This window comes from Azomonas agilis, assembly GCF_007830255.1.
Lineage (GTDB): Bacteria > Pseudomonadota > Gammaproteobacteria > Pseudomonadales > Pseudomonadaceae > Azomonas > Azomonas agilis.
Window position 1 is genome coordinate 1 of sequence record NZ_VLKG01000018.1, and the last position, 16,757, is coordinate 16,757.

16 protein-coding genes are annotated in these 16,757 nt (G+C 49.5%); 6 read left to right on the plus strand and 10 right to left on the minus strand.

What is annotated here, in order from left to right:
* Positions 1–340, minus strand: a 340-nt coding sequence (locus tag LX59_RS15195) for a DNA adenine methylase (RefSeq protein WP_144571895.1), incomplete at its 3' end; no start/stop codon positions are given.
* Between the two features lie 260 nt (positions 341–600).
* Between LX59_RS15195 and LX59_RS15200 the strand changes: the two genes are divergently transcribed.
* Complete coding sequence (locus tag LX59_RS15200) at positions 601–819, plus strand: hypothetical protein (protein ID WP_144571894.1); 219 nt, start codon at positions 601–603, stop codon at positions 817–819.
* A 218-nt stretch (positions 820–1,037) separates the two neighbouring features.
* On the opposite strand, the gene LX59_RS15205 is transcribed toward LX59_RS15200, so the two are convergent.
* The 7 genes from LX59_RS15205 to LX59_RS16220 all read right to left on the minus strand — a co-directional run bounded on the left by LX59_RS15205 (position 1,038) and on the right by LX59_RS16220 (position 13,227).
* Positions 1,038–8,837: an ADP-ribosyltransferase-containing protein gene (locus tag LX59_RS15205; protein ID WP_144573320.1), complete on the minus strand. Its 7,800-nt coding sequence runs from the start codon at positions 8,835–8,837 to the stop codon at positions 1,038–1,040.
* Between the two features lie 2 nt (positions 8,838–8,839).
* A complete protein-coding gene (locus LX59_RS15210) occupies positions 8,840–10,636 on the minus strand; it encodes a hypothetical protein (protein WP_144573321.1) in 1,797 nt (598 codons plus the stop codon).
* Positions 10,637–10,693: 57 nt separating this feature from the next.
* The gene (locus LX59_RS15215; RefSeq protein ID WP_144573322.1) at positions 10,694–11,188 is read right to left on the minus strand and encodes a hypothetical protein; all 495 of its coding nucleotides are present in this window, start codon (positions 11,186–11,188) and stop codon (positions 10,694–10,696) included.
* A 122-nt stretch (positions 11,189–11,310) separates the two neighbouring features.
* The gene (locus LX59_RS15220; RefSeq protein ID WP_144573323.1) at positions 11,311–11,646 is read right to left on the minus strand and encodes a type II toxin-antitoxin system HicB family antitoxin; all 336 of its coding nucleotides are present in this window, start codon (positions 11,644–11,646) and stop codon (positions 11,311–11,313) included.
* The gene (locus LX59_RS15225; protein WP_144573324.1) at positions 11,643–11,897 is read right to left on the minus strand and encodes a type II toxin-antitoxin system HicA family toxin; all 255 of its coding nucleotides are present in this window, start codon (positions 11,895–11,897) and stop codon (positions 11,643–11,645) included. Before LX59_RS15225 ends, LX59_RS15220 begins: the two co-directional genes overlap by 4 nt.
* 140 nt (positions 11,898–12,037) lie before the next feature.
* Entirely contained in the window at positions 12,038–13,003 is a 966-nt protein-coding gene (locus LX59_RS15230) for a phage antirepressor N-terminal domain-containing protein (protein ID WP_144573325.1), read from the minus strand.
* Positions 13,004–13,074: 71 nt separating this feature from the next.
* On the minus strand, positions 13,075–13,227 hold the full coding sequence (locus tag LX59_RS16220) for an Arc family DNA-binding protein (protein ID WP_144573326.1): 153 nt from the start codon (positions 13,225–13,227) through the stop codon (positions 13,075–13,077).
* A 66-nt stretch (positions 13,228–13,293) separates the two neighbouring features.
* On the opposite strand from LX59_RS16220, the gene LX59_RS15240 reads away from it, so the two are divergent.
* From LX59_RS15240 to LX59_RS15260, 5 genes are all read left to right on the plus strand, one after another.
* Positions 13,294–13,500: an Arc family DNA-binding protein gene (locus LX59_RS15240; RefSeq protein ID WP_144573327.1), complete on the plus strand. Its 207-nt coding sequence runs from the start codon at positions 13,294–13,296 to the stop codon at positions 13,498–13,500.
* Positions 13,501–13,503: 3 nt separating this feature from the next.
* Positions 13,504–13,767 carry an Arc family DNA-binding protein gene (locus LX59_RS15245; RefSeq protein WP_144573328.1) on the plus strand — a complete coding sequence of 88 codons (264 nt, stop codon included), beginning with the start codon at positions 13,504–13,506 and terminating at the stop codon, positions 13,765–13,767.
* A gap of 190 nt (positions 13,768–13,957) precedes the next feature.
* On the plus strand, positions 13,958–14,626 hold the full coding sequence (locus LX59_RS15250) for a TIGR04255 family protein (RefSeq protein ID WP_144573329.1): 669 nt from the start codon (positions 13,958–13,960) through the stop codon (positions 14,624–14,626).
* A gap of 10 nt (positions 14,627–14,636) precedes the next feature.
* A complete protein-coding gene (locus LX59_RS15255) occupies positions 14,637–15,332 on the plus strand; it encodes a hypothetical protein (RefSeq protein ID WP_144573330.1) in 696 nt (231 codons plus the stop codon).
* Positions 15,329–15,955: a hypothetical protein gene (locus LX59_RS15260; RefSeq protein WP_144573331.1), complete on the plus strand. Its 627-nt coding sequence runs from the start codon at positions 15,329–15,331 to the stop codon at positions 15,953–15,955. Before LX59_RS15255 ends, LX59_RS15260 begins: the two co-directional genes overlap by 4 nt.
* Before the next feature lie 114 nt (positions 15,956–16,069).
* On the opposite strand, the gene LX59_RS15265 is transcribed toward LX59_RS15260, so the two are convergent.
* Positions 16,070–16,450: a type II toxin-antitoxin system VapC family toxin gene (locus LX59_RS15265; RefSeq protein ID WP_144573332.1), complete on the minus strand. Its 381-nt coding sequence runs from the start codon at positions 16,448–16,450 to the stop codon at positions 16,070–16,072.
* On the minus strand, positions 16,447–16,686 hold the full coding sequence (locus LX59_RS15270; RefSeq protein ID WP_144573333.1) for a type II toxin-antitoxin system Phd/YefM family antitoxin: 240 nt from the start codon (positions 16,684–16,686) through the stop codon (positions 16,447–16,449). The genes LX59_RS15265 and LX59_RS15270 overlap by 4 nt, the downstream gene beginning before the upstream one ends.
* Between the last annotated feature and the right edge of the window lie 71 nt (positions 16,687–16,757).

The window sequence follows — 16,757 nt, forward strand, 5'->3', positions numbered from 1 at the left end:
GTAATGCACTGCCGGATGCCCTGTGCTTACGCTCCACTCGACCCCATCCTGTGAGCACATCGTCATAAAGCTCTGAGGGATACCCAGAGATCACCACCATGCCCTGTACTTTGGTGAGCCGATCTAACAACGCCTGATGCTGTTCAAGATTCAGCTCATGCCGGTATTTGGCGGCGCTGCGGGTTGAGGGCATATAAGGTGGATCAACATAGAACAGCGTCTGGGGCGTGTCCTGCGCCCGAATCACCTCCAGCGCATCCCGCCGCTCAATGACTACGCTTTGCAAACGCCGATGAATAAGGGCGCTGTCGGGAGATATTGAGCAAAAGACCAAGAACATCACGGTCAATGCTCCCGGGGGACAGGCTGCAGGGCGAGATATGACTATCGAAAGAAAATAACTACTTGGTTCAATTCATAGTTCAATTTAAAACCGTAACCATCTGAAAATTTAGGATAAAAATCTATACTTATCATGCGCTTATGGAGTATTGAACGTAAAAAACCAAAATATGGACAGACGTTCAATTCCATGAGTAGAACGCAACAAAATACGCGGTTCAAGGACATAAGCATCAAAAGGACATGGGGAAAATAGCAGTGAGTAAGAAGATTAAAGCCCCCGAAGGCTATGCAGCAGGCAGGGATATGCGCGTAAAAGAAGCCCCAGCGGGGCAGATTCACTGCATATCAGGCGGTACTAACATCATCGGCAGTGACATCAATATTCAGGTCACGATGCCCAAGCCCATACGCCACAGGCACCACAATAAAGCCCATGTCGTGCATGAGCTACATCTAACCATTCTGTGTAAATAATCGCGCAAAGCGGAACGGAATCCGCTCATTCCTGCTTAGATTTGTGCAATTCCCTGCACGCCCGCTATTTCCCTGAAAGCCGCGCTCTGCTTGGACTTTAGCCTTTTTTATGGCCTATCTCTCTGTGACAAAAGAATCACCACCCCTCATACTGAAAAATCACTGTCCCCAATTAATCCATCTTGAAGCACAATGCTTTACACATTCTGCCCCTCTTTTTATATCCCATTAGCCACCCTAAACCGCCTTGCCACCTCTTGAGCATGTCCTACCCCGAGCGTTGCCCGAGCATCCTTGACTGAGCGCTGCATGGACTCTGGGGATAATCTCAGAGGCGGAACCCGCCCATTGAGCAGTAAGAAGATTTCCCGCTTAGACAGACCACTTCGCTCCAGTATTTGCGCGGTATCCCGACGGCTTACCCCTGCTACTTCCGCTGCCTTCACGATCCGCTGCATCTCGGTATGAGCCCGCTCGTATTGCTTTTGAGCGGACTCCTTGGCGGAGCGAATATCGTCATTACTGACCGGGTTTACTGAGGTCAGCTCTTTTCTGAGCGTCCAGCGAGCTGAGTTCAGGGCATCATCAAAGTCCCGTGCCCGATACAAAAGCCCGGTCTTAGCATCCAAGGTACTGGCCCGCCATCCCAACAAGGCGGTCAGTTCGTTACGCATTTCTATAGGCTGACCACTACTTTCTCGGCGCATCCCTAGTGAGGCCTTTACCAACCCTTCAGCGTTACTCATAAATCCAGGTTGCAGGGCTTTGCGCATATGGTCTGCAATATCTTGCAGCTGCTCTACACTGCCTGCGTCCTCATTGTAGATTCGCCCACCGGTACCCTTCTTGTTGGCCATCACTTCAAAAATGGCTTTAGCCGCAATATCCGCTCCAAAGAATGGGGTCAGCAGATCGCTTAATCCACTGGCAGCAGCTTTTTCCCAAGGCTGATCGCGCATCATGGCGGTCACGGGTCGTTTCCAATATCCGTAAGGGTCAAGGAATGACAGATCAATGTAGCGAAGACGACCGTCCTCATCCCGCCCGGTATACAGGAAGGTGGAGTTTTTCTGCCAATCAGCGGCCATATCCCTGAGTGCTTCTTCCTCATCATCCCCCACACCCAGCATAGCGGCCGTTAATGCGGACAATGCCCAAAACCCAGCCGATACCATGGCCATGCCCGCTAACCGCTTACGGCCTAAGGCTCGGATATTAGGGTTATCACTCTTCAGATCCTGATGGGTCATTCTCAGCATATTGGCTGAGGTGCGAATGATCTCTGAGGGGAAGGACACGAAGGTTCCGGCCAGTGGAAAGCGGCGTAACCAGTTAATACTGCGCCCGACCATTGAATAGGTGGGATAGGTGTTTCGGATGCGCTTAGCGGCCTCCTGTTCAGCCTGAGCTTCGGTCATGCCAGCCTTCAGCAATGAGGCTTTCTCGTTCTCAAAACCTACGATTTTCCAGAAGTCATCTCCAAAGCTGTAAAAGCCTTGGGCTAACTGGTTGAACTTGCGCCATTGCTTGAATCCTTGGCCGGTCTTGCCGGATAAGAACTCATCCAGTCGAGCATCCTTGATTAAGTCGGCCATTTCAGCAGCATAGGGCGCGTCATACACCACGCCGAGGCGCTTCATCTTGCGCAGGTATTCCAGGTCGGAGCCGGTAGCCTTCTGGCTCACCTGTTCACGGAAGGCGATCAGCCCCTTTTTCATCTGTGACAGATCAAAGTGACCATTAGCGATGGAGAACAGCATGCCCGACTGCCAGTTACGCGCGGCGGTGGTCGGTGACAGTACCGTCTTGCCGTACTTCACATAGCCATTCATACGCACAATAAAGCGGTACCAATCCGCCATCTGCTCTTGGCCCAAGGCATCCCGAAACGATTGCTCTACCTCAGGGAAGGTGTACAAACCATTAAGAGGTGCATAGGTATCTGACTGCTTTCCGGCTATGGGCTTACCGGCCTCTGGTGGTCGGTTAGGGTCGTTCTTTTCAAACAGAAAAGTACCCATACCGATCTCGCGTACCCGATCCAGAAAACGCTGGTTCCAAACTAAGCGGCCGGTTTTGGTGGCCGACTTAGCAAAGTTGATGCGCGGGTCTTTGTATTCGCCCAATAAGGCTCGAATCTCTGGGGCAATATCCTTGCGTTTAATCAGAATCGACAGATCCTTGGCCCCCAGTTTGCCCTCAGAAATTAGGGCGGACATGGAGTCATAAGCGGTTCCGGTCTTCAGCATTTCCTCCATCACGCGCTCCGTATTGGCCTTCGCCTCAGCTTGCCCCATGCCGTCCTCAACATACCGATTCGTTAGGTATTGGCGAGCGGTGTTAAGCACCTCAGTCGGAACGCTCTGAAACCACTTTGGATCATCAAAGGCCCGGTACGAGCGATTGACGTAGGAACCTATATTGGCCTTGATTCGGTCATACAAACCGGAGTCAGCCTGTTGATCCAAAGCCTTTAGCGCATCAATCTGGCCCTGAAGGATGGACAGATAATCCTTGGACAGCGCATCAATGTACTGGCGCATGGCAACCAGCTGGACTTTAACCGGCTCTGCTAGGGACGGATCAAGCTTTCCAGCCAAGGATTCATGCAGGCGCTCCATAAGGGCTGCGTCCAAAGCATCCGTGTCTTTACCGTAGGCTTCTTTAACCGCTTGATTCAGTCCACCTACTAGATGGCGCACATCAAACTCAATCGCCTGAAACTCGCTATCACGCACGATCTTTTCATCAAAGACCTTGCTGGGCAGCAGGCCACCGGGGGCAAATTGGCGAACCAGTACCTTCTTGGCCTTATCCCACAGCCCTTTATCCTGCTCACGCAGGCGGCGGTTTTCCTCGGCAAAAGGATCAGTGGGATCAAGGGGTTTTGGGCCAAGGGCACGATTGAGTAAGTTACGAGCTTGAGAGGCTCGACTGAAACGAATGTCTGAATTAGCCCCATCGAAACGCCCCGTGTTATCGGTAGCAGATTTCACCTGAGTTGGATCAAAGGCCATCAGCTCATACGTGCCGTCAGGGAAAGCTAGAATCACGCCATCATGGCCATTAGTACGCCAATACGCAGTTAGCTTATCTATATCACCTTGGGTTTTATCGCGTAATACCTGCTTTGTTTGCAGCGATCCTTGCACAGGATTACGCACATTGACAAACAGTCCCATTATTTCTGGCTTGCCTGTTCCCTTTTTGTTTTTGGCATACCAGTCAGCTAAGCGCCGATCACTGGCCACATAGACTCCGCGCCCAAGCCAACCTAGATCCTTACGGTTTGGATGGTTTAAATCAAACCGCGTGAACTCATCCCGTGTGCCATGATAAAAAACAGCAGGCTCACCTGTCTCAGGGTCAATTCGCCAGTCTCGTTGTGCTATGGCACCTGCTTGGCCTGAATCCGCCTCATCGCTTCCTCGGGTGTTATCCATCCCTCCCCGTCCACGAACTCCCCATACTCCGCTATCGGATCTCCGTAGCGGTTCAGGGTTGCCAGAAACTCTGGTGTTGGTGGTGGAAGAATCGCCAATGCTTCGTCCAGTGTCGCGCCATCCTTGAGGGCCTGTATTACCGCCTCTATTGATGCCTGCTCTTCTTGGGCCATAGTTATTTTCCCACTCTCCAAACCATGCCTTAAATGCAGGTGTTCTCACCTGTACCCACTGAGGGTAGGTCAGTTTAGTTTGCCCTGCATCCTTAGCAACCCGCCAAGCGTTTTCACCGCCATAGGCCGCCGCAGTTTCGTTGAATTGACGCGCTAGGTCTGAATCGGTTGGGCGTGAATACTGTGGCCGACCTGATGAGGTGGCTCTGGCTCCTTTCTCAATATAGCGCCGAGCATTCGCCAGTAGCCCTTGAACATCCCCATCCGTCCAGCGCATGGATGGGAACGACTTCCGCAACAGACTGCGAATCGCGGCCACCAGTCGCTTCCAAAACCCTTGCTGCTGGATACTCCCATCAGCGGCCATATCCGCTAAGGCTTCTTCCACAGAGGCAAAGAGGTTGTATCCAAACTGATCGGTCTTTTCATCCGCCAGCTGCCGCACGTTCTGATTGGTTCGGTAAATATCCAACAGGAGCGGGATTAATGCGTCACCGAAGGCTCCCTGAAGCCCCGCATGCCCTAACACCTCGTGCTGGAGTACGAAGATTGCGTGCTGAGGGCTGCGAAGATTATCCGCTATCAGATACACCCGGTTTCCATCACCCGAATGCAGCCCCTCAACGTCATACGCCTCAGCCTCTTCAATGAAGGATCGCAGCTCGCTGGGTAGCTCTTGAATGGATTGCACGATCTCAATACTCGGAGCGTTCTTCCAGTTCTTGGTCAGGCCGGGGAGTAAGGTGCGCAAATAGGTTGCTTTAGTGCCTTGTACGGAAGGCTCTTCTGGGCGGTAGCTGTTGCGCGAAAATGAGGGAGATTGGTTATCAGAATTGGCTTTGCGTATTCCTTGGCGTATCCCCTTAGAAATCACCTCAACTTCCCGTAGCAGTTCTGAGCGTGTGATAACCCCCTTCTTGAACCCCACCGCCTTGAGCAGCTTAATCAAAGCAGAACGCAGTAGATCCATGATCTGTAGTGCTTTACTGCGCTCGACTTCCGCAATTCGAGCGAAGACCTTTTCAGCTTGAACAATATCCGATTTATCCGAGTACAAACGCGCAGTATCGGCCCAAATCTCTGACAGGCTAGGCTCGTTTTTACTGGCTAAGATTTTTTCGAGAAGAGCCTTCTTAGCTTCAGGCCTAAACGTATCAAGGCCATAGTGCCCCAAGATTTCGTGGCGCAGGGTTTCTCTTGCGTCGCCCACCGACGACAAATTATCGGAGGCAAGGGTAAAAATTCCTCGTCTTGATGCGGTGGCGGAATGGTAGGCTCCTTTGACGATACCGATGTGTTCGGCGGTTCCTTTGGGGCCGTAGAGTTCATACTGAGTTCTCCTAATACGCATATCAAGCGGGATATTCCCATGATAGTCGGCCAACCATTCGCGGGCAGCAGCTTCCGCTTGCTCAAGAGTAATAGGATTTTCAATGGGCTTGCCCGATACAACGCTTGAAGCTGATAGACCAACCTCGGAGTAACGCGAGAACTTTGGAGTATCGTCACGAGTGGGCTTAGGCTGTTCATCCGCCTCTTTCTTAGCCTTCTCGCGTACCCTAGCTATTCCTTCCTTGAGATTTTTAGGTTTTGACTCCTGAACAGGCACAGCAGGAGCCTTAAACGCATCGGGACTGGCTGGGCGTTTAGTCTTCTTCGGATCGCGCACCCATTCCTTGAACTCACTCTGACTCATCTGGGTAATAGCTTCCAAGCCATTCCACCCGTCTGAATAGTTGCTCAGGTAAGCCTCACGCGCCTCAGGCTCAGTGGCAGTGCCCATCACCACCTTATGCTCATCAAAAGAGCCATCCTGATTGCGCTGATCCACAACAAATACTGGCAGCTCAGGATCGCTAGCTCGATCCGTTAGAAATACATCAACGTGGTCTTTATCCTTACCGACCGTACCTTTGAAGTACCCATAGTGGTTATTCAGGGCTGGCCATTCGGGGGAGCGCTGGCTTCCTGCCGGGTTTTCAATGCTAATGTCTAGGCCGTTAATTCGAACATGGCCCTTCTTATAATTGCCCGCTTCTTTTTGCGCCTGACTGGGCTCAGGTAGTGTGTTGGCTGGCGAAGTGGCCGCTTGATTGGCCTCCTGAGTGATCTGGCTAGCTTCAGGAGCGGCTGGGCTTGATTCCCCACGCAAGGACTCCCACGCCTTTCGGTTTACTGACTCAGGGATACCATTATTCAGCGCTTGATACTGCTCAAAGCTCAACCCGCTTAACGACTGGGCAACCTCTCCCTCATAGTTAGACTCAAGCTCCTGAATCGCTTGGTTGTACTCTGTAGAGCCTTTTTTAACTCCGGCTTGCTTCGCCTGATCCGCCAGATAACGACTTTTAGGGGTTGTCAGTATGCTAGGAAGCTCTTCGGGTTGAGGCTGGGCAGGGACAGGGTTGGCTTCAGGCTTGGTAGAGGTTTCAGGCCGCAATTCAGGTGTAGCGGTTGCTCCGCTCTGGCTAAAAGCACCTCGAATAACGCCTTTCGCATCCTCATTAATCGCACTCCACTTCGCACTGAGTAGGCGATTCCCAATGATATTGAGAGTACCTTTATGGGTATTCCAACGCCCAAGGCCAGCCAATACAGCTTTACGCTGATCTTTTGAAAGGTTATCCCACTGCACTTCACCAGAGTCCTGAACGGAAGCCTCAGGTAAGACAGGTTCAGGCTGGCTGACGGGCTCTTGAGGAGTGCGAGTCTCTAAAGGCATGGCCTCGGCGCTCTCGATAACCGGGGACGTAAGCGACTGATCGGTGGAGGCGGAGGCAATGGGTTGAGCGCCGATAGTCGGCGGCGCTGCATCAGCAGCCTTTGGCTGAGCAGAGTTAATAACGTCCCATGCCTGCTGCGGCCTTAACTTCCTGATATCAGTATCCTGATACCCAAGCTCCTTCAGTTGAGCCCGCATCTTGTTGGTGATGATTATAGGAATACGGGCTTTCTGCTGTAGAGCTGGAGCTTCGGCGGCGGGCGGCTGTATCTGAGCTGCCCCAGAATCAACGGCTATTGCAGCGGCGGCTGATAATGGGCCTGCGGCTGGATTGAGCCCCATGCGCTCAGAAGGCTTTGCGGTGGGCGGAACAGGAGTGACATCCTGAATGTCTCCCAAGGTTTTAGTTATCTCAGGCTCATCAACAGGCAGACCCAGTGGTTCTGGTGTCACCTCAGTAGCTAGCTCAGGAACTATGGGAACCACTGAAGGCGGTGACTCAGCAATAGGCTCTTGTGGCTTAACCTCTCTTTGTGTATCTGACTGCAATTCAGCAGGGGTATCTGTACCACTTTGTTCAAGCTGCTGCTGATTGGGTGCTGGAGTATCTGAGTTTAGTATCGCTTTGCTGTTATCGGCTGGGCTTGGGCTAATCGGCGCAAGCTGAGGCTCATTAAGTCCAGTGTCAGACTGCTCCTGATTTAGCCTACGTCTCGCCAGCCCAGTCTCAGCAATGCCAAACCCACCACCTGCCGCCCCACCGGCTAATCCTTCAAGCACTGCCGATCCGGCTACCCCACGCCACGTTGGAGTATCAAAGCCCTCATTTTGTAGGGCAGAGTTTGAAGCGTATTGCTCTTGGCCACCCTGCAAGGCTTCGATGGGCGCTTCTTTGGCCGCGCCCACCAAGCCTGACCGAACCAAGCCCTTAGCAGTAGCCTCTCCAGCTTCTTTGCTAAAAATACGGCCAACCGCAGATTCGACACCTGTAGTTCCAGCTACCGCCCCAACACCAGCACCCAAAGCAATCTGGCCCGCATTCTTACCTGTATAAGCTTGGGCTTCATCAGCCTTTTGAGCTGCCTCTTCTGGAGTCAATCCAGAGTCTTGGTATTCTTGATCAACAGCATCATAGATACTGCCCTTAACCGCTCCAGCTCCTTGGGCAGCTCCAAGACCACCGCCAATCAATGTTCTAGTTTTGCCCCGCGTTAACCCGGCCGCGACTATCGTAGGCAGAGACGTACCCAAGGCCTCAACGGTGGTGTCTATCGGGGCCTCACCAAAAGCCCCGGCATAGGCCTTAACCTCGTCCCATGTGTTGCCACTTTGTTCTGCTTGTTTGATTTTTTCTGTACGCGCTGCACGTTCGGCTTGGCGGCCACCAGACTCTAAGCCCTGTAGATAGTCCGCAGCGGTTCCCAAGCCGCGTGATATTGGGTTACCGGCTCCGGCTGTATTGGCCAGTAATTGAGCGCCCCGAACAATACCAGTGCCAGCAGCAATTGCTGTATCACCAAGGGAACGAATAGCACTCGTTTCGCTGGATTTTTCTGACCCAAGAGATTTATCTTGAGCAATAGGTGTGAAGTCTCCCTCATAAGGCTCCAAGTTACGCGGTTCAGCAATCGAACCTTCAGATACCGGATCAAAATCCCCATCAAACGGTTTAAGCGCCATGATTATTCGTCCCTAAACCGTTTGCCGCTGGCATCCTGAAACACTGGCTTGCCTTCGCTGTACCCAACTAAGGTCAGGCCGCTCTGAGCTGAACTTGTCGCTTGCATAAGCGGCTTCATCCATTGATCAAACGGAACCTTATCCTTCGGATCAAGCAAAGACATTTGGTCGCTATAAGTACCGAAAAGATCTGCTAGCAGCTTATTTCGCGCCTGCTCACGATCTTGGCTGGCTTTAAACCGATCTTCAGCTTTAATGCTCAGAGCATCCAGCGAGCGTTGAGCCGCAAACCGTTCAGCATCCGTTTTGCTCGGATCGGCAATGGTGTCACGCAGCTCTTGGAGCCTGCGTTGCTGACTGAGCTTGATGCCACCCTCATCAATCTCTTGCTGGGTACGCTGATTACTTAAGCGCGAGGACGCTTCAGTAACACCCAGCTCACGCTCCCTGAGTGTACGATCTGCTGCTGAGTCTTGGCGTATTCCAGATAACTGGTCACGTTTCAGCCCTCGATCTGCTGCCGAGTCTTGACGTTGACCTGCAAGCTCTTCACTTCTTAACCCCAGCCCTTGACGAGAGATATCACCCTGTTGGGCCAGCTCTGCCGCCCTAAGCTGATTAGTCTGTGCCTGAATGGCCAAACCAGCCTGAGCCCTTGCCGCGCGTGAGTTTAGCCCCGATGATGCTTGTATCTGCTGAGTACGAGCTTGCCGGGCGGGTTCAGCGCTATCGGGAACAATGGTTAACCCGTTAGGCTCACTAGCTGCTAAGTTACGGATCGTCTGGTTGCGGATACCAATAGCACGATCCCACTCATCCCGTGCCCGCGCAGAGTCACCCGGTTGCATCTGTGTGAATCTTTGGCCTGAGTTGAGTCCGCCCACTTTACCGATGCCATTATCAGGCATAGCAGCCGCACCACTAACCGCAGCGGCATCATTAGTAAATGCAGGCACCCCATCTTTACCCACTCGACCAACGATCTGACTGTTGCCTGAGCCAATGCCGGTATGCGTCCAACCATTGGGGGCAGCTCGCTGTGGAAAGTTCAGGCCACCCGTAGAGCTCGAAATAGGCGGAATAAATGAAGCATCACCGTCTGAATACGGAAACCTCAAACCGCTGCTATTCGTTTGTGCCGCTTGGCCTGCGGTCACACTTGGCGCTTGAGGCTCTAATACCAGCATAGGGGCATTTTCTTGCTGAGGCTGAACCGCTGGGCTAATAGTAGGCAAATCGGGCCGCACATTAGCCTGTGGTTTAGCACTACTTAACCCCATTAGTCCGCGAGCGTTCTTGGTGATCCAGTCGGGTGCAGCTGCACCGATGGCGGCACCTGCCAAGCCACCCAAAACTCCTCCCCTAGCGCCAAGCCTTCCACCCCATTGAGTCCCTATGGATGCCCCAAGACCAGCGCCCGCTACACGATTAGCGCTGTGCACGGATTCACTGGCCACATCACGCCACGTTGAATCCTCCTTGGTCGCCGTGTTGTAAATATCCCGAATTGCGTCCAATCCAGCCATTGCTGCCGCAGCGCCTACGCCATATTTTGCGGAAGAAAAAAGCTTGTTGCGCCGATCGACCGCTTTAGCTCTGGCTGCGTCCTCAGTGCGAGCACGATTGGCTGCATCCTCAGCGGCCTTGTACTGGGCTTCTTGGCTAGTGCTATGCGTCCTGATCCTCTCGGCATCTTCGGCAGCTCTAGCAGATTGTTGGGAATTCCATGCACCTGTCTCAGCACGGATGCGAGCACGTTGCTCATCTCCAGTGGCTCTAGCAGACTGCTGAGAGTTCAATGTATCTACTTCGGCACGGATGCGGGTACGCCGCTCGTCTCCAATAGCTCTAGCAGATTATTGAGGGTTCAATGCGCTCAGCTCGGCACGGATACGAGCGCTCCGCTCATCACTCCAAACCCCGCCCCCACCGCTAAAAGACTGCCGATGCAGCCCTAATCTGGCTTCAGACTTAGGCTTTCCAACAGATCCTCCATCCGCAAAAAACATCTGAGGCTTCAGCCCAAAACCATTGGGCCTCTGCACCTCATCCGGCGATACCGGCGTATGTGTGGCGGCCTTCATCTGATCCAGCACTTGCAGACCAAGCCCGTGAACTTGCTCAGGTGGAAGATGGTACTCACCGTTGCTGAGATTAACGGGTACTGGCTTTCCTAACCCGCTCAACCCTTTAGCCCCAATGGCCTGAGTAGAGTCCGCAGGCATAATGTAGCTGCCTTCAGGAACTTCAGCCTGAATGGAGTCCGAGGTTCCTGTGCCGGGGCCGCGAACCATACCACCCTGCATCAGTTTTTGAGGTTGTTGTTTCTTGAAGCCGCTTAAGCCGCGCATGACAAGCCCGCCGATTTTGAGTCAGTGGGCATTGTTTTGGGGATGAGGGTTAGGGGCAAACCCTACAGGGGTTAAGAAAAGCCCCGCACTGGGCGAGGCCTAAAGTGAACAGGCGCTACCGCTTAAACATGGGCCTCGCGGTCTAACACCTCGACCACCCACTGATTCAAACTTTTACCAGAGGCTGCCGCAGCCACCACCATATCGGCATGCAGCTCAGGTGGAACCCGCACGTTGAACTTTCCAGAGAACGCCTTAACGGGCTCTACGCCATCTTCAGAGCACATTTCTAGGAACACTTTCAGCGATGTGGCTCCCTCCCGCTTCAAGCCCTCAATATCGGCGGCATAGAAATCGGCACCACCATTGAGGCCAACAAATTCACCCCGAAACAGCTCAATCTCTGGGTCAAACTGGATTACTGCTTTGTAGCCATTAATCACCATCGTGTTTTTCACGGCTTTACCCCATGTGCGCTCAACCATTCACGAATAGCCGCTACAGCACCTTTATCCGTACAGGGCGATGGATGCGGCCTATGAAACACCTGACGATCATTAAATAATCGAACCCCGATCCGCGAACCTTCACGCTCACTGATTTCAGCGCCCAGCTCAACAAACAGCGCCTCGATGTCCCGCCATTGGATATTTCCACTGACAGGACGAGCAAAGATCAGCTCAAGGGTTTTCTGGTGTTTTTTCTTCATTCTCGAATAGTACCAGATAACAGTATCACTTCTAAAGATACTCATTGCAGTGGGCAAGAAAAGCCCCGCACTAGGCGGGGCTTAGATACGGGAAAATCCCGGATGTAAATGGGACTTCGGACTACTGCTTCAGCGAAAACCTAACCCCGAATGCCCTGAGCACGGCGCGGTATCCAAATCGGCTGGCTAGGATCGCCCGCAGCAGCCAGATTCCGGCGACCATCAAAAGCTCCGCGATTACGAGCCGCCTGCTCCATCTGTGGCCCAAAGCGTTCATGTAAATGAGCAACTACTTCGCGGCATTCACTCAGGCAGGTCGGTACGTTGATCAGCTTAACCGGACGCAGTACATCAAAGATGGGCTTGACCTCTTCACCCACATGGATCAGCTCCAGCGTGTCGATGCAGAACACATAGAGCATCGCCAGATCCAACTCATTCAAGGTTGGGTTGATGGTGGGTTCTTTACCCAAAAACTCCCCTTCTAACTCCAACCGCGCCACCAGACTCACAGCATCCGTAAACTGGTTAGGATCAATCTTTTTATAGGTGCAGCCAAAGGTATTCTTGAGGGCTGACCAGCACTTGACCGCAGCCTTGGCGCGTTTGTCTTGGGGTAGTAAATCAACGCGGGCCTTGACCAAGCCTTTGATGGCTTCCTGTTGCTCGGTGGTGAGGCCGTTGGGGAGGGCTTTGGGCTTTTTGGGTTTGCGTGGGTTGATAGCCTCACCCTGCTGGAAATAAGCAGCCAAAGCTGAGTAGCACTCGCGCTTATACTGAATCAAGATTGGGCGGATTTCTTCGCGGCAACGCTTGATGTCGATACCGAATAGCCAGCCGTTCAAGTATTCCAGTGGAAGGCAGGTGACTTCGCGGGACTGGTCATCGCCTAGCATCTGAACGGTCATCATAACCGTACAGGTCGATAAGACTTCATCGCGCTTTATTCTCTGCCGTTGAGCATCCCAGTCCAAGCCAATATTTTCACAAATCGGCTTCATCGCCACCAAATGCTCACCGTTCTGACCCGTGATAACAATTAGCGGGCTACCATGAAAATCTACGGTAGCTGGGGCGATTTGTATGGCTGTGTTATGATTTTTCATAGACATTGTTCCTTTGTGGGGTTCGATGTTGCTTTCTAAAGCCCCAGCGTCTAGTCCACGCTGGGGTTTTTTCATTTCTGGCTTGTACACACGGCCATTCTCTTTGTCTGAGCTAGTATCTCTACTAGCTGAGCATTCATAGACCGGTTCTGTTCCTTAGCTTGTTCCTTTAGCCAAGCCATAAGCTCAGTTGGGATTCTGACCTGAGTCCTTGCTAATTTCATAATAGCCCCTAATTAGTGACACGCAGTCACTATACGAACCCTTTTTTTTAGTGTCAAGATAGTGACATGGAAGACTTATATCGCTCTCAATTTCGTTTGCCATACTCACTGTATGAGCAACTAAAAGCTTCGGCTGAAACTCATCACCGCTCAATCAATGCGGAGCTGGTTGCTCGCCTAGAGGCTAGCTTTGGTAGCGACCAACAGATTGATTTAATCGCTGAGCGACTGGCAAAGCGGTTAGTGGAGCTGGACTACAAACACAAGGAATAGTGAATGCGAAACATCAATCCATTTGGTCTACGCATGCAGCCTGAGCTAAGGCATAAAGTAGAAGAAGCTGCAAAACAGAATCGACGCTCCTTGAATGCCGAGCTGATTGCTCGTATTGAAGCTAGCTTCAATGAGCGTGGTGATTCCGTAAATACAGATACGGTTAATGCCTCAGATTTAGCTCAAGAGTTGGCTGCTATGAAGTCTGAAATTCATGAGCTAAGGAAGGCTGTTCAAGACAGAAATAAGAATGATCTTGTTGCGTAATGGAAGACCTGTATCGTACTCAGTTTTGTTTACTGTGCCTCCTGAAAACCTCGGCTGAGCTAATGTGAAGCTGGACTGGAGAAGCACATTGAAGGCGTTACTCTTTTTGAGTAGTTGATCTTATTTGCACCTCGGAAACTAATGCGAATTAGTTGGTAAATTAGCAGTTTTAGTATTAAGGATTATTTGAATGAACTTGATTATTGTTGTAAATGGAAAATTTGAGTCAATAAAATTCAGCGAATCTAATTTAAAAATGTTATCTGAAGAATTTATTTCTAAATATCTTATTTTTCCTATGGAAGCCACTGAGCAAAGAATAGAATTTTCCGATAGAAACTCGCAGCCAACAGTTCAGATTGAAAAGCTGATTGAATTTTCTAGCGCAAATAAAAAGTCAGTTTTTAGAGTTCGACCCGATGCTATAACTTATCAAACCAGTATAGATAATATAGATAACTGTAATGAGATAATAACTAAATTTAGTTCAATGCTGAGCGATCTAAAAGATACTATAAAATTTAAGGCTGCAGAAAGACTTGGAGTTGTTATATCCAAAGATATTAGTGACTTCCCCTCAGAAGAGGATGCAAAAAAAATTTTTGAAATAAATGACCAGTCTATTATTGAATACAAAAACAGAGTAGCCCATAGAATTACTATGGAAGGCTTTAGTGAGGAGTTTAATTTCGCTATAGCAAATGACTATATCTCGACGAGAGCAGGGATTAAAAATTGTGTAGTTAATATCTCGTATGATGTAAATACGCTAGCAAGCAATAAAAAAGAAAGATTTGATCTTGATCAAATAAGCTTCTTTGTTAACAGCGTAATTATTTACATCAGATCTAAAATCTGAGACTTATGTTATGAACTATAACAATGCGATAAAAGATTCTTTGCAAACATATACAAGTACTGAAGAACTTAGTGCGCTTAAAGAAAAAATAGAAACTCATTCATCGACTCCACTACTAGTAGACTCACCTTTAGTTGATGATGAGGTTTTTATAGATACTACGAGCTCACTCGTTGATTTTGATTTTGATTTTGATGGGTCAGCGTTAACCAGTGTACACAGCAAAGAAAATGCTATTAAAAGCATCTTCGAAAAGCACAAGTCTGATTTTGAAAATCAGTTTAATGAGTTCAGGTTTAGATTCGAAAAGCATATTTCATTTGAAGAGATACCGATTGACTTTGAATCAAATATAGAAAGAGAGTTAATTACTTTACTTAATCTAAACAAAATATTTACCGTAAACTACATATCTCAATGGGTTATTGATTCATACGATAAAGATAAGTCATTGATAAATATACTAAAATTACTAGGAAACCTAGATTACGATCTTCTTGGCTCCGAAATTACTCTTGTATTCGCTGCTGTATTATCAAATAAGAATACAGAGATAAAAGAGTATGCACTTAGAGTTCAAGAAAAGTGGATGGATTATCACTATCACAAAATTTTATCACAGTCAGAATTAAAACCAAAATGGATAGATGACTATAGAAAAGAATTACTATCTATATATAAAGAAATAAATGGTATAGTTAAATGACGATTTTAGTCAGAAAAATTGCCAAATCAAAATGGCCTGCAGAAGAGTGCTTACAGAACAAGTCTGACGATGAAATTATTCCAACCCTTAGAGCAGATGCAGTAACATCTTGCTTAAGGACATCTGGTGACACATTATCTTTATGGGCTATAAACGATATAAATGATGTTGAGAAAGCAATATTATCTTTAATTACCAGCCCGAAACATGAAAGATTAAATACCATACATATTGCCCTTATACACCTAGACAAGATAACTGAACAGGAGCTTGAACTAAAAGAGACAATTGGAGACACTGTCATTAGTAGCTATTCAGAGACCCATAGGGATTTAGTTGAGCTTGATTATAGAAAAATAGGTTTTTTTTGCAAAATCATACTATCATCAATTAGAGATGGTAATATTAAAAAAGTTAGCGATAGGCAACAAGCTGAGTTAATTAAAAGAGCAGCATCTAGTAAAATAGTGGATCAGAAAACACTAAATCCGAAATTGCAATATAGCTTATGGAATATTGCATACGATATAAATGGAAATGAAATGGTTAAAAATGAAGACGGCACATTTTCACTAGTAAAAGTTCCCGCTACCCCCTTAGGTACATCTGTTACTAATGCCTAACTATCTAATTAAAATAGTTAGAACTTCAACGGAATTGCTCCTCAAAAAAGCCTCTTTTTCCATAAAGTACCTGCACTGTTTTCAAAGTGCAGGTCTATGCGATTCAGCTCCAATTCAAACCAACACCGCCAACTCCTCCGTATAAGCCGCCACCTTAGCATCTGCGGTAATTAGCCTCATGGGCTCAGCCTTGGCCACTGCCACTAACAGTCGATCAAAAGGGTCTTTGTGTAAGGGCTCAAGGCCCAATAAGGCTAGGGTGTGTTCGGCGGTCACGGGTAACTCTTGGATGCCAAGGTTTTGGCATTCCTCAATCACCTGCTCTAGCTGAAGATCCAACTTTCCTAAGTTTTGCTTGATGGCCATCTCCCAAAAGGAGGCTGTACTGACATAAATTTCATCGGCCTTATCCAGCAGCTTGCGGGCTTTAGGGGTTAGCTTAGGGTCGTCGATCAGTATCCAGATCAGGATATGGGTGTCGATTAACAGCCTCATGCTGGTTTACCTTCAAAACCGGCTAGGGCTTCGCTAGGCAACTCCGCATCAAAGTCATCCGCTACGCGAATTTGACCTTTGAGAGTGCCATAGCGCAGCTTGGTAGGCTTGCCTGCTGCAATAAGGCGAGCCATAGGGCGACCGTGCTTGGCGATGACGATTTCCTGCCCATCGCAAGCGGCATCCACCAAGCGGGACAGGTTATTTTTGGCATCGGCCAGTGGGATAGGCTCCATTGTATTGCCCTACTTTGGCTAGATTTAGCCAAATATCATAGGAGGCTGACATAGGAGCCGCAAGTTATCTC

Bases quoted from the DNA above. Each gene is read 5' to 3' on its own strand.
- LX59_RS15205 (WP_144573320.1), bottom strand. From the start codon at position 8,837: ATGGCGCTTAAACCGTTTGATGGGGATTTTGATCCGGTATCTGAAGGT.
- LX59_RS15215 (WP_144573322.1), bottom strand. From the start codon at position 11,188: ATGCGCGGCTTAAGCGGCTTCAAGAAACAACAACCTCAAAAACTGATG.
- LX59_RS15225 (WP_144573324.1), bottom strand. From the start codon at position 11,897: ATGAAGAAAAAACACCAGAAAACCCTTGAGCTGATCTTTGCTCGTCCT.
- LX59_RS15230 (WP_144573325.1), bottom strand. From the start codon at position 13,003: ATGAAAAATCATAACACAGCCATACAAATCGCCCCAGCTACCGTAGAT.
- LX59_RS16220 (WP_144573326.1), bottom strand. From the start codon at position 13,227: ATGAAATTAGCAAGGACTCAGGTCAGAATCCCAACTGAGCTTATGGCT.
- LX59_RS15240 (WP_144573327.1), top strand. From the start codon at position 13,294: ATGGAAGACTTATATCGCTCTCAATTTCGTTTGCCATACTCACTGTAT.
- LX59_RS15245 (WP_144573328.1), top strand. From the start codon at position 13,504: ATGCGAAACATCAATCCATTTGGTCTACGCATGCAGCCTGAGCTAAGG.
- LX59_RS15250 (WP_144573329.1), top strand. From the start codon at position 13,958: ATGAACTTGATTATTGTTGTAAATGGAAAATTTGAGTCAATAAAATTC.
- LX59_RS15255 (WP_144573330.1), top strand. From the start codon at position 14,637: ATGAACTATAACAATGCGATAAAAGATTCTTTGCAAACATATACAAGT.
- LX59_RS15260 (WP_144573331.1), top strand. From the start codon at position 15,329: ATGACGATTTTAGTCAGAAAAATTGCCAAATCAAAATGGCCTGCAGAA.
- LX59_RS15265 (WP_144573332.1), bottom strand. From the start codon at position 16,450: ATGAGGCTGTTAATCGACACCCATATCCTGATCTGGATACTGATCGAC.
- LX59_RS15270 (WP_144573333.1), bottom strand. From the start codon at position 16,686: ATGGAGCCTATCCCACTGGCCGATGCCAAAAATAACCTGTCCCGCTTG.